We start from the raw sequence: 14,936 nt of genomic DNA, 5'->3' as shown, positions 1-14,936 counted from the left end.
CATTGTGATTGTGGTTTTGTGGCAGATAGAGATTGGAACGCTTCTATCAATATCAAGCGTGAAGGATTGCGACTGTTAGTATAATCATAAATAGAGCATGGAACAGGCTCGATAGCTAAGTAAATTTCGTACCGTTAGGTGCGATTACCTTAGAAGCCCCCACCTCTAAGCGAAGCGTAGGTGGCGGGTAGTTCACAATGACAGGATACGGTAACTTTTTTATAGGAGGAATTCTCTATGAATAAAGATGCTGCTTTTTTCTCTAGCGTGGTTGTGGCTAGTATTGCCCTTCTCTCTAGTATTTTTGTTTATCAAACCTTTGGCCTTGGTGGAGCGATCCTAACGATTCTCGGTGGAGCGTTTTGGATTGGAGTTGGCTACTATTTTAAACGATCTAAATCTTAATCTATGAAATTCTTTTTCTTATCGATATGATCGTGTAATTACTTAAACTCTTAGACAAAATCGTCTATAATAAATTTTGTTATCATATTTCATAGATGTAGGTGGTCAGATTGAATAAAACGCAAGCATGGATTTTAGCCTCAAGACCTAAAACCTTACCTGCAGCAGCTGCACCCGTTCTGGTTGCAACCTTGATTGCATTAAAAGATGGGGTCTTTCAGTTTTGGCCAGCGTTAGCGGCCTTAGCTGGTGCTTTATTAATTCAAATTGGAACTAATTTTGTTAATGATTATTTTGATTTTAAAAAAGGGACGGATACAGAAGAGCGCGTAGGTCCAGTTCGAGTCACACAGTCAGGCCTTTTAAGCCCGAAAGAAGTAATTATGGGCACATGGATTGTATTTGGTCTTGCTGTTTTAGTGGGAATTTATATTTTAATCATTGGGGGTTGGCCTATCTTTGTGATTGGTCTTTTATCCATTCTTTTTGGATACGCCTATACAGGTGGTCCATATCCTTTATCCTATAATGGATCTGCTGATATCTTTGTCTTTATTTTCTTTGGTTTTGTTGCAGTTGGAGGAACCTATTATATTCAGGCTGGAACGATTAGCCCACAAATTTATTGGGCTTCTATCCCTATTGGATTATTAGCCACAGCCATTCTTGTTGTGAATAACTTTCGTGATATTGAACAAGATCGGGTTGCAGGGAAAAAAACATTGGCTGTACGCTTTGGTAAAAAAAGAACACAGCTTTACTATTTTCTCTTACTAGGCTTAACTTATGTTGTTCCTGTTATCATGTGGTTATCAGGACTAGTAACCTATTGGATTCTACTCGTTTTACTTTCCCTACCGTTGTGCTTCTCCCTTGTGAAAGATATACTGCACAAGAAGGGTACTGCTTTAAATGAAACGTTAGCAGGAACAGGCAAATTAGAATTGCTTTATGGAATCTTGTTTTCTATTGGATATCTATTAAGCTAAGATAACCCACAAAAGTGACGTTTTTCTTCGCAGCCTTTTTTAACATTTAAAAAAAGGGGACAGGTAATTCGTTTATCACGATTTACCAAGTCCCCTTAAATTATATTGAATCAAGGTTTGATAGGCCTCTTCGATATTTTTGGGTTCTCCCTCTCTAAGCCAACTAATCATGACTTGACGAAAGCTTCCCACAAAGGCCATCGCACTAATTTGAATATCTTGCTTAGGAAGCTTGCCCTGATCTGTTAATTCTTTTAGATCTGCTAAAGTTAATTTGATCAGCTCTTTTTCAATTTCATCTAATTTTCGATTAAAGGCATGGTTTAAACTAGGAATCTGAACTAATAGGATTTTTGCTAAATGTTGTTCCTTCGCAAAAAGGCGAATCGTTGCTTCCATCGAAGCTTGTAATTTATCAATGACTTGTTCATGCTTTGCTCTTTCTTTTTTAATAGAGTCTAAAAGCTTGGCGTACATCTCATCCACAATCGTTTCTACTAATTTTTCTTTATTAGAAAAGTAGAGATAGAAGGTTCCTGTCGCAATACCAGCTTTCTTGGCAATCGACTTGATTGAGGTTGCACTATAGCTTTCATTAGCCAATACTTCTTTTGCTGCTTTGATAATGGACTCTTTCTTATTTTCAATTTTCTTTTTTACTTTTTCCGTTTTTTGATAGGCCACGTCATCTCTCCCCTAAAAACCATAAATGCTCATTCCACCGTCCACAAAGATCGTATGGCCGGTTACATAGTTAGAGGCCTCAGATGCTAGAAAAACGGCTGGCCCAACAAGTTCTTTCACATCTCCTACACGTCTTAGAGGTGTTCTACTGATAATTTCATTATAGTAATCTTCATTATTTAAAAGTTTTTCAGTTAATGGGGTTCTAAAATACCACGGTGCAATTGCATTCACACGAACATCATGTTTCCCCCATTCAAGAGCCAACGTTTTGGTCATTTGAATAATTCCGGCTTTTGTTGCCGCATAGGCTACTCCTGTTCGTAAAGCTACTTGGCCTGCCACTGAGCTAATATTGATGATTGACCCACTTTTTTGTTCAACCATATGTTTACCTACTGCTTGGCTAGCAAGAAATACAGATTTCATATTCGTTTGAATGATCAGTTCCCATTCTTCCTCAGGAACATCTAAGGCAGGTGTACGAATATTCATCCCTGCATTATTGACTAACACATCAATTTTACCAAAGGTATCTAGCGTTTTAGCAACCATTTTCTCAATCTCTTCTTTTTTCTTTACATCTGTTGAGATTCCAATCGCTTTTCGCCCTTTTTGTTCAACTTCTAAAACCGTTTGCTGAATATCTTCTTCTGTTCGTGCGACTATCACTAAATCAGCTCCTGCTTCAGCTAGTCCTAAGGCCATAGCCTTACCAATCCCTTTTCCCGATCCTGTCACAACTGCTACTTTTCCATCTAAACGAAAGAGGTCCATTTACGTCATCTCCTATTTTCTATTTAAATTTAGTATTTTACTTAAATAATAATCTTCCTCCATTATATCCCAAGTTGTTAGAATTGAAAATTTTTAAGGGAACCCATATGGATTCCCTTAAAAAAATAGATTGATAACTAGCACTACCCTAACACAACTCGATCATCAACAAATTGTTCTCCTTTTAAATCTTCAAAGGCACGGATAAGGTCTTTCACGGTCATTTTTGCCTTTTGCAATTCATTTAGTTCAAGGACGATTTCTCCTTGGTGCATCATGATGAGTCGATTACCCAGCTTTAATGCCTGATCCATATTGTGGGTGATCATCAATGTGGTTAATCGATCTTGACTTACTATTTTTTCGGTTAAATGGGTAATCAATTGGGCTCGTTTTGGATCTAATGCGGCAGTATGTTCATCAAGAAGTAGAATTTTAGGTTTGGTAAAGGTGGCCATAAGTAAACTAAGTGCTTGCCTTTCTCCTCCTGATAGCAATCCTACTTTATGCTCCAAACGATTTTCTAAATCAAGTTCTAGTACTGATAATGAGGATTGAAAAAAATCTCGTAGCTTACTATTTAAAGCAACCCTTAATCCTCTACTTTTTCCCCGTTTGTATGCCATCGCCAAATTTTCTTCAATGGTCATCGTTGGCGAGGTTCCTGCCATTGGGTCTTGAAATACTCGTCCAATCAACTTTGCTCGCCCGCTTTCTGGCCATCTCGTAATCTCTTGTCCATCAATATAAATATTTCCTTCATCTACCTGATGAACACCGGCAATCGCGTTCATTAACGTTGATTTACCAGCTCCATTTGTTCCGATCACTGTTACAAAGTCACTGGGATATAACCGTAAATCAATGTGACGTAGTGCAGGCTTTTCATTTACCGTACCTATATTAAATGTTTTTGACACATTTTCAATTCGTAACATCCTTTTTCACCCCTTAGCTTTTCTCTGCGCTGACTTTTTGAACAGCATAATCAAGTTGCTCGACTTTTTTAGGACCAGCTTGTGTTTTTTTTGTCCTTTTAGTGAAAGATGGAAAAGTGAGTGAAAAAATGACGAGAACTGCAGTAATTAGCTTCATATCGGTTGGGCTTAGCCATGGTAAATATAAAGCGACCGCAATCACTAGTCGATAAATAATAGCACCACCTATGACAGCAATCGTTGACCGCTTAATCGATTTGGAACCAAACACTGCCTGACCAATGATAACGGAAGCTAAACCAATAACGATCATCCCAATTCCCATTTGTACATCAGCATAACCTTGATATTGAGCCATCATCCCACCTGCTAAACCTACTAAAGCATTGGAAAGAATCAGTCCCATCATGATCGAATGGTGTGTATTTACGCCAAAACTCCTAATCATCGAAGGATTATCACCAGTTGCACGAATCGCCAAACCAATATCCGTTCGTAAAAACCAGTCAATGGCCAATTTTAATAGTAGAACGACAAATAATAAGGCGAACGAATAGAGCCACTGATTAACGGCTTCACCATTTGTCGCTCCAAGCCATTGTACAATCTGTTCCTTTATTTTACCAACCGGTGTAAAAATAGTATCTGCTCGAAAAAGTGATAAATTTGAGGTACCCATAATCTTTAAGTTAATAGAATATAAAGCGGTCATCGTAAGAATTCCAGCAAGCAACCCGTCAATCTTCCCTTTCGTATGAAGAATTCCTGTAATCAGTCCAGCTATTCCCCCGGAAATAAAAGCAAAGATTAAGGCAAGGAAGGGATTGACTCCCTTTGTAATCAATAGAGCAGAAATAGCAGCTCCCATAGGGAAGCTACCATCCACTGTTAAATCAGGATAATTTAAGATACGAAAAGCTAAATATACACCTAAAGCCATTATGGCAAAGATAAATCCTTGTTCTAACGATCCAATTACAATTCCCATTTTCTGTCCCTCCCAAGATGAACCGTTATCTAACCTTTATTGTTCATATTACTGTTCGAATACTTCATCTGCTTCTTGAAGTAAGTCCTCTGGTAATTGTACGCCCATTCTCTCAGCTGCTTTTTTGTTAATCACCAATTTCATTTCTTTTTGGGTTTCAATCGCCATATTCTCTGGTTTTGCTTCACCCTTCAAAATTTTTACAGCCATTTCCCCAGTTTGATAACCTAGTTTATAATAATCTAAACCATAAGTGATTAACCCACCACGTTTCACCGAATCTCCTTCTCCGACTACAACGGGAAGTTTACCCGCTTCAGCAACCATGAGGACTGCTTCCATACTGGAGACAACGGTGTTATCTGTAGGAATATAAAAAGCATCAATCTTTGGAGCCAAAGCATCAGCTGCTTGTTTTACTTCCGAACTGTTCGTAATCCCGGCTAATTCCAATGTTAACCCTAGTTCTTCAGCAGCTGCTTGTGCCATTTTTACCTGTACTTCTGAATTGGCTTCACCCGTATTGTAAATAATTCCAACCGTCTTTGCTTCTGGTTTTACCTTTTTCACTAATTGTAATTGTTCCTTTACAGGGTTCATATCTGTGGTTCCTGTAACATTTGTCCCAGGTTTTTCCATTGACTTAACAATACCTGCACTTACCGGATCTGTAACAGCAGTGATCAGAATAGGAATTGAATTCGTTTGTTGAGCAACAGCTTGTGCTGAAGGAGTAGCAATGGCAAAAATCATATTTTTCTTATCATTTACGAATTTTTGTGCGATTGTATTTAATGTATCCCTATTCCCTTGAGCATTCTGGTAATCAAATTGAACTTGTTTTCCTTCTTCATATCCTAATGCTTTTAATGCATCGATAAACCCTTGTCGCGATGCATCCAAGGAAGGGTGTTCAACGATTTGAATAATCCCGATGTTAACCATTTCCTTCGTTTCTTCTGTTTCTTTTACTTCGGTACTACTTTGACTAGAACAACCAATTAAAGAAAGTAAACTTCCAATTAAAACGAAAATGAATGCCCCTCTTAACCACTTCTTCATCTTTATCTCTCCCGTTTGTTCATTCTAAAAATAGATTCCATTCTCTTTAACGCCGATACGCTTTAACGCTTATAGGCATTAAAGCATTTTCGTTTATCATATCAATCTTTTAAATAATTTACAATGATTTTTTAATCATTTTCATAAAATTAGGCCATAATAAAAAGTTTATATATCCCAACCCACTCCGTTGTTCGTGCATTTCTTTTGAATGAAAAAATTAGAAAGAAATACACTCCCAAAAGTCGCTGCTTATGGAATATACAAACCTCCAATAGCAGTAAAAAAAGAGCAGTCATTTCGACTACTCCTTTGATTCTGGTAAAATCTCTTCATTGTATTCTCTTTTCAGTATTGATTTTGCTTCTTTATATTCTTCGATCGTAATCAAATTGCTTTCATAAAGATCCTGTAGTTCTAAGTCCATTAAGACGATATCGTCAAGACGATTTCCCGTATAAATGAACGCACCAAACCTTTTTAAGATCGCTTGTACATCTGTAAGATCATTTTTCCCCATGAAATCACTCTTTCATCAGGCAACAGAATGATTAAGCCTTTTTCTCCTCATCATCTAAAAGGTCCTTTGTTGCACTTTTGAATTCTTTTATGGTTCTACCAAATGCTCTCCCGATCTCTGGTAATTTGCTTGGGCCAAAGATGACTAAAGCAATCACTAAAATCAAAATCAATCCAGGTATTCCAATATTATTAAGCATGATATCCCCTCCAAGGTTAAATGTTGTTCCTTACTTTATACTTTAGCAAAATCAATGCCAATTTAGAATCCCTTTATTATGACGATTTCTAAAACATTTGTAGAGCTTATTGTCATTAACATTCCTGCCAAACTGACATCTCTATGCAAAAATGTCATAGTTACTAACGTTCTATCCCATAGGTTTCAATTTTGCGATAAAGATTTCTTAAACTTATCCCTAAGATTTGTGCCGTTCTCGTTTTGTTCCAATCACATTGTTCTAGGACACGAATGATATGATTTTTTTCTACTTCGTCTAACGAGATCAATGCAAGATCCTCTGCTATGAAATCATTTTTATTGAGGCCATGAGGAAAAATATCTTGTGGTTCTATCTTTTCATTACTGGATAACAAGACTCCGCGCTCAATTAAATGAGATAACTCACGAACATTACCTGGAAAATGGTAATTAGTCAGGGCTTCAATCGTGGCTGGGCTTAATTCTTTTCGTCCATATCTTTGTTGATACTTTTTCAAAAAATAGGCTGCTAATAAAGGAATATCCGATTTTCGTTCTCTTAGTGGAGGAACGACCAATTTCATCACATTGAGGCGAAAATAAAGGTCTTCACGAAAGTTACCTTTTTCAATCTCTTCCTCCAAATTACGATTTGTGGCAGCAACTAGACGAACATCAACTCTACGTAATTGATTTTCACCAACACGGCGAAATTCTCCACTTTCTAGGAATCTTAGTAATTTGACTTGTAAAGATAATGGCATTTCCCCTATTTCGTCAAGAAACAAAGTACCTTTATGTGCCATTTCCACTAAACCTTTCTTTTCTGACACAGCTCCTGTAAACGCTCCTTTGGCATGGCCAAACAATTCACTTTCTAAAAGGTTCTCCATTAGTGCTCCTGAATTGATCGCAATAAAAGGTTGGTTTGATCGTTCGCTCCAAGTATGGACAGCTCTCGCAATCAATTCCTTTCCAGTCCCACTTTCACCTTCAATTAAGACAGGAACATGACTTTGTGCAAGGCGTTTGGTCATCTCAAGTAGCATTTTTAATTTTGGATGTTCACCAATGATTTCAAATTGCATCCCTTCGATTTGCATCACTTCTTTTAATCGTTTATTTTCCTCAAAGAGTTGTTTTTTCTCTAAAGCTTTTTGAATAATCACGTCTAATTCTGCTAAGTTATATGGTTTTGTTAAATAATCATAGGCACCTGATTTCATCGCATCAATCGCCGTTTCAACCGTTCCGTGACCTGTTAACATAATCACTTCCATATTTGGACTTCGCTTCTTGGATTCACGAAGCAACTCGATTCCATCCATCCCAGGCATCTTAATATCATAGATACCAATATCATATGAGGTTTGTTCCATTTGTTTTAATGCTTCATGCCCTGAAGCGAAACCAGATACCTGATACCCTTTTCTTTTGAGTCGTTGAACTAACAGCTGTAAAAGATCTTGTTCATCGTCAACAACAATCATTTGTACAGATTCTTTCATCAAATCACCTCCTGGTTCTTTTGCTGAGTAGTTGGCAAGACAATTGTTACAATAGTGCCTTTTCCTTCTTCACTTTCTATTCGTATATCACCATTCATTTTTTTCAATATATTATAAGAAATATATAAGCCTAGACCTGTTCCTTTACCCACTGGTTTTGTCGTATAAAATGGATCAAAAACCTTAATAAGCTGTTCCTTATTCATTCCATGTCCATTATCTTTGATATGAATTTCAAGTTGATTTGGTTTTTCAATTGCTTGAATTTCTAGCAAGCCATTCTCATCCATGGCATCAATTGCATTCTGAATGATATTGATAAGGACTTGTTGAATTTGTAATCCATCACCATGAATCAAAGGTAAAGGTAAATCATATTTTTTCACCAATTGGATCTGTTTTTTCTTTAAACTATGTTGTAAAAGAACTAGACTATCCTCAAGTACTTTAATAGGATCTACATCATTGGCAACAAATGAATTCTTTCGGGAAAAATTAAGCAAATTATTGGTAATCATTTTACATCGATCTACATTATTTCGGATGATATCTAAATAATGGTCAACTTCACCATTTAGAATCAACTCTTGCGTAGGTTCTTCTTTGATTCGCTCTTTTAAATCTTCGGCATAGGCACTAATCGATGCTAACGGGTTATTTACTTCATGGGCAAATCCTGATGCTAATATACCCAATGCTGATAACTTATCCGCCTGTACTACCATTTCTTCTAGTTGCCTTTGCTCAGTAATATCTTCAACTACAACAAGGTAATTCGCTTCTCCTGCCCTTACTCTTTCCAATGGATACATACGATGACTATAAATTCGATTTTCCCCAAGTTCATTGATCGTTGTAACGACTTCATTTTGACATTGCTTTGGATCTTTTAATGTAATTGGACAATCTTTACATGGTTCTTTTAACCTGCCTAACAAAGTGTAGCATGACAGTCCTTTTTCATCATTCGCTAGCCACTCCTTTAGACGATCATTCATCCATTCTACAGTAAAGTCTTCATGGACCAAGGCAAAACCTGCTCTACTTCCATTAATAATTGTATCCAATCTTTCTTTTTCTTGCTCTAAATGCTCAGATTTTAATTGTAATTCGTTTGTCATCCGATTAAACGCTTCAGAAAGCTTTCCAAATTCATCTTTTGCTTTATAATTGATTTTTACATTTAAAAAACCCTGTGTAACTTTACGTACTGCTTTTTCCATCAATTCAATCGGTTTAGTGAACCATACCCCAAATATAATACTAACCAGCACAACGATAAGAGTTACGATTAACATCATCAAAATCAGGCGCTGTACAAGTAAATCAATTGGGGCAAAAGCTTTATCAATCGGTTGCTCAATCACTACTCCCCAATTGGCTGATTTAATTGGAGCGTATGCCCCCATAACTTTTTCTCCAGTATAACTTTGATAGGAAATTGGTTGTTTTATTATTTCTTTTTCTTCTACCATCCGTTTTAATTCTGGAGATATAATTACATTTTTAGTTAATAAGACTTGTCCAAAATCGGTATGAGCAATCAAGCGCGACTTATCATCAATTAGATAAATATAGCTCTGATTGCCTGTGTGAATCGCTGATATTTGCTTAAATGTTCCTCTCAAGCTAATTTCAATAATAATTCCGCCATGAAAATCTTGATGGTCTGGCGAATAAAAAGGAACTCCAATATTCACATAAGGATTCCCATCCTCTTTAAATAAAACATCTCCCACTAAACATTGTCCATTCTGAGATTCAGTTTTTAATTTTTCCAACTGGCTTTTTAAAATACGCGTCTGGGGGATAATTTCCCAACGCATCGCCGACGCCATGACCTTGCCATTTTCATCAAAGACATAAGCATTCTCTATTTCCGGATTTTGTTTTAGAAATCCATAAAGGCTCTGTTCCCACTTTTCTCTATTTGTCTCGTTATCAAGATCCTCTATTTCATTCGAATCAATTAAAAGCTGCATTCTTCCTTTAATCGAGGTTAATAAATGTTCTACTTCTGTTGCTGCGCGTTGAACAATGTAGAGTTGTTTTTCTTGTATACTTCCCTCAAGTCCCGCTTTTGTCGTTTGAATCGTATATAAACCAATAATGGCGATGGGTACAATCGACATCATCACACCAAAAAATAAAAGTTTAAATTTGATTCGATTCCACCATGGAACCATTTAGCATTCCTCCTGTGCCTACTCTATCCTTTGAATAAAGGCATTTCCTATTTTGGAAAATTCGATATTTAAGGCTCTTTCCGTTTTTGCATTAACGAGCAAACGCACAGTATCTGGTTTCTCAACTGGTATACTTCCTGCGCTTTGGCCATGCAAGATTTGACTCACGGTACTAGCACATTGAAAACCTTGGTCATAGTAAGAGACACCATAAGATAATAAAAATCCATTTTTAATATCACTTGACTGCACACCAAACGTTGGAATATTGCGTTCTAATGCCAATTGTCCTATGGTTAAACTTGCTTTTTCTAAAAAGTAACTAGGTAGAACAAGGATTCCATCATTCTCTTGAAAAGAAAAGGATTTAAGTTCTTTTAACTGTTCCAAATTAGAGATTGGGATAGGGGATATTCCGATCTGAAGCTTTTCGCTCACTTGTTTCACCTTTTCTAGACTTAATAAACTTGCGTCTATTTTTTCATCATAAATAACAATGATTCGGTTAAGCGAAGGTAATAATAATTTAAACAATTGCAATCGTTTACCTGATAATTCAACATGTCCATTTTCAACACCTGTAAGTCTACCATTTGGTTTCTGATAGCTTTCTACTAAGTTTAACTGTATGGCATCAGCAACGCCAAGGAAGATAATCGGCGTTTTCCCTTGGCTATTTTCCTTGAAAAATTTCGTTTCAATTGCACCACCAGCAATAATAACATCCAGATCCATTGCATCAAGTTCATTGGCGTATTTTTTTATTAAATCTATCTGATTATCTGCATTTTTGATGACAAACGATGTATTCATTCCTTCAACATATCCCAGGTTTTGCAACCCTTCTTTCAGGCCTTTAATTTTTTCTATTCTTTCAGTACCACTAATTAAAACCCCAATTTTATACTTTTCTTTTGTATTTACTAGTTCATTGGAAGATTGAATATACCAAAAAGAAAAAAGAATAATGCCTATTACTATTAGAATGATCCTAATCATTTTTTTCATTATTTGTCACCCAAATCTCTTTTTCTACTATTTATCATTTTACCATAGATTTCACTATGATTATAAAATAAAATGTGTGTTAAATTTATGCAAAAAAAGTAGCGTAGCCCAATTGACTACGCCATCTTTGTATCCTTAATAAAAGGAAGAATTATAGAAATGTTATCGCTTTTCGGTAACAAACATCTTCACATAGATGACAATCTATACATTGTTCTTGAATCCAAGTGAAGTTCTTTTCTGATTCAGTAAGTTTAATCGCCTCGGTAGGACATACCTTTTCACAAATCCCACAATAGGTACATTGTTCTTCATTCAATTTTAAACTTTTATCCATCATTGGTATGGATTCTTTTTGTTTTGGTTTAATCCAATGTTCATATACTTGTAAGCGTATCGACTTTTGCGATACTAATTGACCATCTTTCCAAGGCGATTGTTCCTTTTGCTTAACCACACTTCTTACAATGATTTGCTTTGTTTCTTTACCGAAAATCTTAAAAAATTCTCGCCGATCCATTAGATTAAGATCATCGGATTGTTCTTCTTTCTTACCTTGTTCTTGGATAATCTGCGATAGATAAGTCTTTTTATCCATCTCATGCCATTTAATCATAGGCCAACGTTCTCGCCATTTTACAAGTTTTTGCTTAAATAATTGAAAACCCTGTTTTAACTGGCAAGAGGAGCAAGGTTCAGTCAAAAAGTTAAACTCTGTTATACCGTTAGCAATCGCTAGCTGAACCCCAAGGTCATCTAATTGGCCCAAACATGAGAGCATTTTTCCAGTCTCTTGTTGCATTCCATCCATTTGTTTGCAATGGAAAAACAATATTTCATTCGTCTCAGAATACGCTTTAAGTGTTGTGTAGTATTCCTTATTTGATTCAACTTTCATTTCAATCGCTTCGGTAGGACAAATAGAGGTACATAACCCACATCCTGTGCATGACCAATCAATACAAAGTCCATCTTTTAAGTTAATAGCATCAAAAGGACATACTGTTTGACATGCATTGCAAGTGGAAGCTTTATGCCTTGTATGTGTGCATCGGTCAGAATGAATCACAATTGGCTTTTGCCTTTCCGCCCATTCTGTTCCTAACTTGATCAATTGGCTAAGCATAGTAATGTACCTCCTATCTAAGAAGTTTCAACATAAAAATGCATGGGTGCTTTTGCGAGCGAGCTTTCTTATCCTTGAATCGTAATCGTTTTAGATGAGTTTTTTATAACGATCCTTCTCTTCAGTGATTGGCAGAACATAGAATAATACCGCCAACAAGATGATTTCTAATGCAGCGAAGGTAAAAATAAAGGCTAAATGAGTTGGGTTAGGAATATATTCTGTCCATCCATTTCCATCTAATTGTAGCTGCAATCCTCCAACTACAAAGTTCATGCGCATAGCCATAACACCGAACAAGGTCATTAAAGATGCGATAGTGATTCCAGTATAAGTTTTACGAATTTTTGGAATGGAAAACATGATAAATGGAATCAATAATCCAATGGTTACTTCATACAGCAAGAATGGAACTCGATGTTCGCCATGGAGCATTTGCCAAGCCGTTTCGTATGCATTGGTTCCCGCATAGAAGAGTACAATAAAAGCTACGATTAAAAGTACTGCATCGACTAGAATAAACCAAACCATCATTTTTGCAATATCAAAAATCAACTCTTTGCGCTCTTCCGTAATTCTTTTCTTACTACTTAGATAACGTTCTGCAATCATCGTTAAGATTAACAGTAAGCCAGTTCCAGATACAATGGCTGACATCAAGAAGATAAATGGCATCAATGCTGTATTCCAAAGCCCTCTAGCCTGTACATTAGCCAATATGAATCCGGTATATCCATGGACTAATAATGCCAATGGTACATTAATCGTTCCTAAACGTTTTACCCATTTTTCATCTTTCTTATAAGACTCTTCTGTCGTCTCTAAGTGGCCAAATGATAAAAACTTATATAACTTACCTCTCCAATTCGTTAATGCTTTGGAGCCAAGTGCAAAATCTTTTCTAAACATAAACCAAGCATAGATCGCTGTCATTAAAGGATATAATGTTAAAAGAAATGAACCATAAGTAATTGGTGAAGTTGGGTTAAAGTAGACAAATAGGTGCCAAAATCTTGATGGCTGTTCTAGGTCTACGATCAAATGCAATGGTGCAACAACTAATAATGCTAATGCCATGATCGTCCCAATTTTTGCAATAGGTTTATATTTTTTAATGCCTAATACAGAACTTAAGCTGGATAATAAGAACGAACCGGCACTTAAACCTGTATAAAAGAAATATACAGAAATTAAATATCCTAATGGGATTTCATGTTCCACATTATAGAGATAATTTAGATTGATAAACTCTCCCACCTTATTTCTCCCCTTTCTTTAAGGCAGTATAATCGGAGTTCATAAGGGTTCCATCAGCATCGATGTAGTAAACTTGTGGTTTGGTACCCATTTCAGGTTTTAATACCTGTGTATTCTTAGTTGCAACTAATTGATGAACTAAACTGTCAGGATCGTTCAAATCACCAAAAATTCTTGCACCACTTACACAGGTGGCAACACATGCTGGCTCTAATCCTTCTTCTACACGGTGATAGCAGAATGTACATTTATCCACGGTTTTCGTAAGTGAATTTACATATCTCGCTTCATATGGGCATGCAGTGATACAATACTTACAACCAATACAACGATCATAATCAATCAGAATGGTTCCGTCTTCTGTACGCCATGTTGCTTCTACTGGACAAACTTTTTCACAGGGAGCTTCTTCACAATGATTACACAATCTTGGTAGTTTGGCTCTCTTTACATCTGGGAAAGTTCCTACTTCAATTTCCTTTACCCAAGTACGAAAAACCCCATCAGGTACATTATTTTCTACTTTACATGCTATTGTACATGCGTCGCATCCGCTGCATTTGGCTACGTCCACCACCATGGCATATCTCTTTTTGCGTTCTTCCACTTGTTGGTTAGGCATAACTGATCACCCCACTATTTAAAATCAACTCTCGATCCATCTCAATAAATTGCTGAATCAATTCAATCAGAACTCGGTAGATGGTTCCTTGTGCATCTAAATCAAAGGATTCACGATATTTTGCAATAAACGGTATGAGATGCTGTTCTAGCATTCCAAGCTCTTCCTCTTGAATTTTCCCTCTTACATCCATGGAAGAATAGGTTTCCATTCCGCAAAGGTGTGCCATGTACCCCAATTGATAACCAAAAAGATCAGACATTCCTAATTGCTTAAATGGTGTATAAATATCTAAGTTTTCTGGAACAAATTGAGCAGCTTCATAACGATTCGCTAATTCCACTTCAATTTCGCCCCACATTTTGTTGTAGATCACAATCGATTCAACAGCAGGTGAATATCTTCCTGATGTAGGTACGAAGAATAAATCATAAAAGTCTTGTTGTAACTCTTCAATCGTTTTTACGCCATTTTGATAGTTTTGTATAATTTGATCCCATTCATCAAAGGATACCTCTTCTGCAAAGATTTCTTTTAAATACGGAAGGGTATCCACCAACCCCTGAATCAATTCAGGAGTTGGTTCTTTTAATAGCATCGATGTTAAAAATTGATAGATGTGTTCACGTGCTGTAATTTCACCAATACTTAACATTCTTACCCCT

At 36.4% G+C, this 14,936-nt stretch carries 16 protein-coding genes; 2 read left to right on the top strand and 14 right to left on the bottom strand.

Annotation, left to right across the window (positions count from 1 at the left end; genetic code table 11):
- Nucleotides 1-237 precede the first annotated feature (237 nt).
- Both BEN26_RS06530 and BEN26_RS06525 read left to right on the top strand, forming a co-directional pair.
- A complete protein-coding gene (locus tag BEN26_RS06530; RefSeq protein ID WP_181482225.1) occupies nt 238-405 on the top strand; it encodes a hypothetical protein in 168 nt (55 codons plus the stop codon).
- Nucleotides 406-515: 110 nt separating this feature from the next.
- Nucleotides 516-1,394 (top strand): 1,4-dihydroxy-2-naphthoate polyprenyltransferase, encoded by an 879-nt coding sequence (locus tag BEN26_RS06525; RefSeq protein ID WP_220126418.1) that lies wholly within the window; start codon nt 516-518, stop codon nt 1,392-1,394.
- Between the two features lie 75 nt (nt 1,395-1,469).
- On the opposite strand, the gene BEN26_RS06520 is transcribed toward BEN26_RS06525, so the two are convergent.
- The 14 genes from BEN26_RS06520 to BEN26_RS06455 form a co-directional block, all read right to left on the bottom strand.
- Nucleotides 1,470-2,078 (bottom strand): TetR/AcrR family transcriptional regulator, encoded by a 609-nt coding sequence (locus BEN26_RS06520; protein ID WP_069800743.1) that lies wholly within the window; start codon nt 2,076-2,078, stop codon nt 1,470-1,472.
- 12 nt (nt 2,079-2,090) lie between these two features.
- Entirely contained in the window at nt 2,091-2,855 is a 765-nt protein-coding gene (locus BEN26_RS06515; protein ID WP_069800745.1) for an SDR family NAD(P)-dependent oxidoreductase, read from the bottom strand.
- 143 nt (nt 2,856-2,998) lie between these two features.
- On the bottom strand, nt 2,999-3,793 hold the full coding sequence (locus BEN26_RS06510) for an ABC transporter ATP-binding protein (RefSeq protein WP_069800747.1): 795 nt from the start codon (nt 3,791-3,793) through the stop codon (nt 2,999-3,001).
- A 13-nt stretch (nt 3,794-3,806) separates the two neighbouring features.
- Nucleotides 3,807-4,781, bottom strand: coding sequence for an ABC transporter permease (locus BEN26_RS06505; protein ID WP_069800749.1), 975 nt, complete (start codon nt 4,779-4,781; stop codon nt 3,807-3,809).
- 48 nt (nt 4,782-4,829) lie between these two features.
- On the bottom strand, nt 4,830-5,843 hold the full coding sequence (locus BEN26_RS06500; RefSeq protein ID WP_069800751.1) for an ABC transporter substrate-binding protein: 1,014 nt from the start codon (nt 5,841-5,843) through the stop codon (nt 4,830-4,832).
- 304 nt (nt 5,844-6,147) lie between these two features.
- Nucleotides 6,148-6,363: a YqgQ family protein gene (locus tag BEN26_RS06495; protein WP_069800753.1), complete on the bottom strand. Its 216-nt coding sequence runs from the start codon at nt 6,361-6,363 to the stop codon at nt 6,148-6,150.
- Nucleotides 6,364-6,394: 31 nt separating this feature from the next.
- Nucleotides 6,395-6,562 carry a twin-arginine translocase TatA/TatE family subunit gene (locus tag BEN26_RS06490; protein ID WP_068725861.1) on the bottom strand — a complete coding sequence of 56 codons (168 nt, stop codon included), beginning with the start codon at nt 6,560-6,562 and terminating at the stop codon, nt 6,395-6,397.
- A gap of 163 nt (nt 6,563-6,725) precedes the next feature.
- Entirely contained in the window at nt 6,726-8,072 is a 1,347-nt protein-coding gene (locus BEN26_RS06485) for a sigma-54-dependent transcriptional regulator (protein ID WP_069800755.1), read from the bottom strand.
- A complete protein-coding gene (locus BEN26_RS06480; protein WP_069800757.1) occupies nt 8,072-10,258 on the bottom strand; it encodes an ATP-binding protein in 2,187 nt (728 codons plus the stop codon). Before BEN26_RS06480 ends, BEN26_RS06485 begins: the two co-directional genes overlap by 1 nt.
- A gap of 18 nt (nt 10,259-10,276) precedes the next feature.
- Nucleotides 10,277-11,266 carry an ABC transporter substrate-binding protein gene (locus BEN26_RS06475; protein ID WP_069800759.1) on the bottom strand — a complete coding sequence of 330 codons (990 nt, stop codon included), beginning with the start codon at nt 11,264-11,266 and terminating at the stop codon, nt 10,277-10,279.
- A gap of 151 nt (nt 11,267-11,417) precedes the next feature.
- Nucleotides 11,418-12,392 (bottom strand): ATP-binding protein, encoded by a 975-nt coding sequence (locus tag BEN26_RS06470; RefSeq protein ID WP_069800761.1) that lies wholly within the window; start codon nt 12,390-12,392, stop codon nt 11,418-11,420.
- 90 nt (nt 12,393-12,482) lie between these two features.
- Entirely contained in the window at nt 12,483-13,649 is a 1,167-nt protein-coding gene (gene nrfD, locus BEN26_RS06465; protein WP_201024184.1) for an NrfD/PsrC family molybdoenzyme membrane anchor subunit, read from the bottom strand.
- Between the two features lies 1 nt (nt 13,650).
- Nucleotides 13,651-14,271 carry a sulfate reduction electron transfer complex DsrMKJOP subunit DsrO gene (gene dsrO, locus BEN26_RS06460; protein ID WP_068725871.1) on the bottom strand — a complete coding sequence of 207 codons (621 nt, stop codon included), beginning with the start codon at nt 14,269-14,271 and terminating at the stop codon, nt 13,651-13,653.
- A complete protein-coding gene (locus BEN26_RS06455) occupies nt 14,264-14,926 on the bottom strand; it encodes a TorD/DmsD family molecular chaperone (RefSeq protein ID WP_068725873.1) in 663 nt (220 codons plus the stop codon). Before BEN26_RS06455 ends, dsrO begins: the two co-directional genes overlap by 8 nt.
- Between the last annotated feature and the right edge of the window lie 10 nt (nt 14,927-14,936).

This window comes from Tepidibacillus sp. HK-1, from assembly GCF_001748485.2.
Taxonomy (GTDB): Bacteria; Bacillota; Bacilli; order Tepidibacillales; family Tepidibacillaceae; genus Tepidibacillus_B; species Tepidibacillus_B infernus.
This window is presented reverse-complemented; position numbering and strand designations above follow the sequence as displayed.

Bases quoted from the DNA above. Each gene is read 5' to 3' on its own strand.
- BEN26_RS06505 (WP_069800749.1), bottom strand. From the start codon at position 4,781: ATGGGAATTGTAATTGGATCGTTAGAACAAGGATTTATCTTTGCCATA.
- BEN26_RS06515 (WP_069800745.1), bottom strand. From the start codon at position 2,855: ATGGACCTCTTTCGTTTAGATGGAAAAGTAGCAGTTGTGACAGGATCG.
- BEN26_RS06480 (WP_069800757.1), bottom strand. From the start codon at position 10,258: ATGGTTCCATGGTGGAATCGAATCAAATTTAAACTTTTATTTTTTGGT.
- BEN26_RS06485 (WP_069800755.1), bottom strand. From the start codon at position 8,072: ATGAAAGAATCTGTACAAATGATTGTTGTTGACGATGAACAAGATCTT.
- dsrO (WP_068725871.1), bottom strand. From the start codon at position 14,271: ATGCCTAACCAACAAGTGGAAGAACGCAAAAAGAGATATGCCATGGTG.
- BEN26_RS06530 (WP_181482225.1), top strand. From the start codon at position 238: ATGAATAAAGATGCTGCTTTTTTCTCTAGCGTGGTTGTGGCTAGTATT.
- BEN26_RS06455 (WP_068725873.1), bottom strand. From the start codon at position 14,926: ATGTTAAGTATTGGTGAAATTACAGCACGTGAACACATCTATCAATTT.
- BEN26_RS06470 (WP_069800761.1), bottom strand. From the start codon at position 12,392: ATGCTTAGCCAATTGATCAAGTTAGGAACAGAATGGGCGGAAAGGCAA.
- BEN26_RS06490 (WP_068725861.1), bottom strand. From the start codon at position 6,562: ATGCTTAATAATATTGGAATACCTGGATTGATTTTGATTTTAGTGATT.
- BEN26_RS06475 (WP_069800759.1), bottom strand. From the start codon at position 11,266: ATGAAAAAAATGATTAGGATCATTCTAATAGTAATAGGCATTATTCTT.
- BEN26_RS06500 (WP_069800751.1), bottom strand. From the start codon at position 5,843: ATGAAGAAGTGGTTAAGAGGGGCATTCATTTTCGTTTTAATTGGAAGT.
- BEN26_RS06510 (WP_069800747.1), bottom strand. From the start codon at position 3,793: ATGTTACGAATTGAAAATGTGTCAAAAACATTTAATATAGGTACGGTA.
- BEN26_RS06495 (WP_069800753.1), bottom strand. From the start codon at position 6,363: ATGGGGAAAAATGATCTTACAGATGTACAAGCGATCTTAAAAAGGTTT.